This window comes from Kitasatospora sp. MY 5-36 (assembly GCF_001182915.1).
Lineage (GTDB): Bacteria > Actinomycetota > Actinomycetes > Streptomycetales > Streptomycetaceae > Kitasatospora.
This window is the reverse complement of the sequence record NZ_LFVW01000855.1, coordinates 1-3,823: the sequence shown is the minus strand read 5'-3', so window position 1 is coordinate 3,823 and position 3,823 is coordinate 1. Positions and strand designations below refer to the sequence as shown.

Genomic DNA, 3,823 nt, shown 5'->3' with positions numbered 1-3,823 from the left:
GGCGAACGAAGCCCTTGGGGTCGCCCGGCGGCTGGGCACTCCTCGCCACACGCTTGTCCGTCCACGGTCCAACGGTAGGCGCAGCCGTCCGCCCTCGGGCCCGGACCGCCGCCCGGCCCGGCCCGTACGGCCACGGGGACGTCAGGAAGCGAGGTGCTCCAGGGTGAACACGGCCACCCGGTCGGAGAACTGGGCGATGGCCGAGCCGGAGCTGCCGGACTGGTCGGCGAGGGCCGCGTAGAAGCCGCTGTGCCCGAGTTTGAGGATCACCTGGCTGGTGTTGCCGGGGTCGGGGTACAGGAAGTGGAAGATCTGGTTGCCGTAGATCCAGCCCTGGCAGTCGAAGAGGTTGAGGTTGGCGCCCTCGCCGCCGGTGGCGCCGTCGTTCGGGTTCTGCTTCCACACGCCGAGGCAGTCGCCCTCGTTCTGCCGGCTGCGGAAGATGAACGACTGGTTGTCGGAGTTGTAGTGGCAGAGCTTCCACTGCTGGTTGTAGGCGCCGGTGTCGGGGTTCTGGATGGCCTGTCCCCAGGCGCTGTACTGGTTGCGCTCGACGAGTTGGTTGAAGGGCGTCCTGATCCGGTAGTAGCCGTCGTCGCAGACGTAGCCGTGCCACTCGCTGGAGGCCAGGCCCTGGGTGGCGGCCGAGGCGGGGGCGGCGAGCAGGGTCAGGCCGGACAGCGAGGCGAGGGCGGTGGCGCCGAGGGCGCGCAGCGCGGCGCTGCGGCGGGTGGTGGTGCGGTGCGGGGTCGTCACGGGATCTCCAAGGGCTGTCGGGTCGGCGGGGTGGTCAGCAGCTGCTGATGAGGAGTTGGGCGGCGCGGCGTACGGTGCCGGCGGCCTCGGCGGGCGCGCAGCGGACCGAGCCGATCTCCGGGGACTCGTAGGTGGTGAAGGTCCCGGGGGACGGCGAGGTGGTGACCCAGATGCCGGTGTTGGGGCCGCCGGTCTGGGCGCAGACGCGGTTGACGTACTGGCCGGTGACGACCCGGGTGCCGCGGTAGAGGCCGTAGCGGCCGGGATCGACGAGGTCCCAGGTGTCGCTGACGGTGGTGCTGGTGGTGCTGGAGGTGGTCTTCTGCACCGAGAAGCCGACCTTCACCTCGACCTTGAGGAACAGCGCGCTCGCGGTGGCGGTGATCTCCGTCTTGTTGTCGACGGTGGTGGTCGCCGAGTTGACCCGGGTCAGGATGTCGCTGTGGTGCCCGGTGCTCCCCGGGGCGACGTTGTAGATCAGGAAGTCGGTGACGAGCGGGGTGACCTGTACGTTGACGGGCTCGGCCGTGGTGCGGTCCACGGCCGGGTTGCACAGGGTCGGGAGGGTGTCGGCGTGGGCGGCCGGCGCCGTGCCGAGGCTCAGCAGCCCGACGGCGAGGGCGGTGGTGGCGGAGGCGGCGAGGGTGCGGCGCCGGCGGGTCCTGCGGGCGATGGTCATCCGTGCTCCTGGAGCGGTCGTGGAAGGTGAGGGGAGAGGGTGTGCGCGTGGCGAAGCCCGGGCGTGCACCCCGTGGAGAGACGGTGGAGAGTCTCGCGGGCGCGCGCCGGGCGCCAGTAGTGGCTGATGCCATGAACCGGCCGGGCGGTGTCACGGTCGGTTTATGACAACTGTCATGATCTATTGGCTGGTTCGGCTACAGACAGGGCGCGGCGACGGCCTCTACGCTGGCCGGACATGAGCACCTCATTCGCGGTGGCCGGTGTGGTCGATCCGGGTCGGCTGGGCCTCCTCACCCGCCGGACGTTGCTCGCCCTGGGGCCCCTGTGGCTGCTGCTGGCCGCGAACGACGTCGTCTTCAACCTGGACCCGGTGCGTACCGCGCTGACGGCCCCGGTGATCGTCGCCGTCCTGGTCCAGCACACCCGGCTCGTCCGCCGGGCGGTGCCGCCTCGCGCCGTGGGTCGGGAGCCCGGTGCCGGCCCGCCGGAGGGACAGGGGTACGGCCCCCGCCGCCCCTCCGCGGCCGAGTGGCGGTGGAGCCTCGCGCTGCTGGCCGTGGCGGTCGCCACCTGGGGCGAGATGGCGGACCGTCCGTACACCGCGCTCGACTGGGCGATGGTGCCCGGGGCCATGACGGCGGCCCTGGCCCTGTCCCTGCCGGCCCGGACGCGGCGCCGGCTGCTGACGGCGGTCGCACTGGTCTGCGCGGTGCTGGGCGAGGCCGTGGCGCAGTGGCGCCACGAGACCCCCGGCCTCCTGCCCGGGGTGCCGGCGGCGACCGGCGCCGGGATGCTGCTGTTCGTCGCCGCGGTGGAACTGGTCCTGCTCCGGCTGTGGCGGGCGGTAGTGGAGGCCGAGCAGGTCCGCGAAGCCACGGCCGACCTGGCCGTGGCGGAGGAGCGGATGCGCTTCGCCGCGGACCTGCACGACCTCCAGGGCCACCGGCTCCAGGCCATCACGCTCAAGGGGGAGTTGGCCGAGCGGCTGATCGGCCGCAGCGACCACGAGGCGCGCGCCCAGCTCCGGGAGATCACCGAACTGGCGCGCACCGCCCTGGAGGAGTCCCGGGCCGTGGTCCACGGCTACCGGAGCGCCAGCCTGGGCACCGAACTGGCCAACGCCGTAGGGCTCCTGGAGGCCGCCGGGATCCGCACCGCCGTCGACGGCGACGCCGAACGCGTCCCGCACCAGCTCCAGCCGGCCTTCGCCGCCCTGGTCCGCGAGGGCGTCACCAACATCCTGCGCCACAGCCGCGCCCGGCACTGCCGGATCACCGTCACCGCGGACGCGGGCCGGGTCCGCGTCCTGCTGTGCAACGACGGCGCCCCGGCGCACCCCGCCACCGACCGCGGCGGCAGCGGCAGGGGTAACGGCAGCGGCCTGGCCGGGCTGCGGGAACGCTTCCACGCCATCGGCGGGCACGTCGGCACCACCACCCACCCCGACGGCCGCTTCGAACTGGCCGGCCACACCGACCGGGAGGTCCCCGCGTGATCCGCATCCTGCTCGCCGAGGACGAGGACCTCACCCGCGGCGCCCTCGCGGCGCTCCTCGACCTCGAACCCGACCTGACCGTCACCGCCCAGGCCTGCGACGGCCCCGCGGCCGTCCGGGCCGCCGCCGACCACCCGGTCGACATCGCCCTGCTGGACCTGGAGATGCCCCACCTGGACGGCGTCGGCGCCGCCCAGGCCATCCGCCGCCACCCCGTCCCCGTCGTCCTCGTCACCCGCCACGCCCGGCCCGGCGTACTGCGCCGGGCACTGGCGGCGGGCATCCAGGGCTTCGTGCCCAAGACCACCCCCGCCGCGCGACTGGCCGACATCCTGCGCGACGTCCACGGCGGCGGCCGCTACATCGACCACCGGCTCGCCACCCACGCCCTCACCGAGACGCCCTGCCCGCTGACCCCGCGCGAACTGGACGTGCTGCGTGCCGTCCACCGGGGCCAGCCGATCAGCGCGCTGGCCGAGCAGCACCACCTCGCCCCCGGCACCGTCCGCAACTACCTCTCGGGGGCCATCACCAAGCTCGCCGTGCGCACCCGCCACGAGGCGGCGCGGCGGGCCTGGGAGGAAGGGTGGATCTGACGGCACCGGTCCGGCCCCCTGAACCGGCGGGGCGGAAGCAGGCCGTGTTCGAATCGATGTGTCGACACAGTGTCATCACCGCAGGACAGCGCCCATTGCGGTTCGATCACGGTGTGTCCGATTCGTCGAACATTGGGGGAAAGTGTGGCGGTTGATTGTTTTGGCAGTGGTGTCGGCGGCCTTTCATAATTCCTGCCGACACGCGTGACGGAATGCCCGGAGAACCCGCTGGGGGAGTGGTTCCCGTGAGGAGCCCGCGCGTGGGATTCCGCATTCTTCACTGGGGGGATTTCCT

Annotated in this window: 4 protein-coding genes; 2 read left to right on the top strand and 2 right to left on the bottom strand. The window is 72.8% G+C overall.

Annotated features, from left to right (window positions below; translation table 11 throughout):
* Nucleotides 1-141: 141 nt before the first annotated feature.
* On the bottom strand, nt 142-756 hold the full coding sequence (locus AE652_RS37250; RefSeq protein WP_049659662.1) for an RICIN domain-containing protein: 615 nt from the start codon (nt 754-756) through the stop codon (nt 142-144).
* Nucleotides 757-790: 34 nt separating this feature from the next.
* The gene (locus tag AE652_RS37245) at nt 791-1,435 is read right to left on the bottom strand and encodes a hypothetical protein (protein ID WP_049659660.1); all 645 of its coding nucleotides are present in this window, start codon (nt 1,433-1,435) and stop codon (nt 791-793) included.
* A gap of 237 nt (nt 1,436-1,672) precedes the next feature.
* Between AE652_RS37245 and AE652_RS43275 the strand changes: the two genes are divergently transcribed.
* Entirely contained in the window at nt 1,673-2,932 is a 1,260-nt protein-coding gene (locus AE652_RS43275; protein WP_082346225.1) for a sensor histidine kinase, read from the top strand.
* Nucleotides 2,929-3,528, top strand: a complete 600-nt coding sequence (locus AE652_RS37235; RefSeq protein WP_049659659.1) for a response regulator transcription factor — start codon at nt 2,929-2,931, stop codon at nt 3,526-3,528. Before AE652_RS43275 ends, AE652_RS37235 begins: the two co-directional genes overlap by 4 nt.
* Nucleotides 3,529-3,823: the final 295 nt, after the last annotated feature.

Coding starts and splice junctions, on each gene's coding strand:
- AE652_RS37245 (WP_049659660.1), bottom strand. CDS start 1,435: ATGACCATCGCCCGCAGGACCCGCCGGCGCCGCACCCTCGCCGCCTCC.
- AE652_RS43275 (WP_082346225.1), top strand. CDS start 1,673: ATGAGCACCTCATTCGCGGTGGCCGGTGTGGTCGATCCGGGTCGGCTG.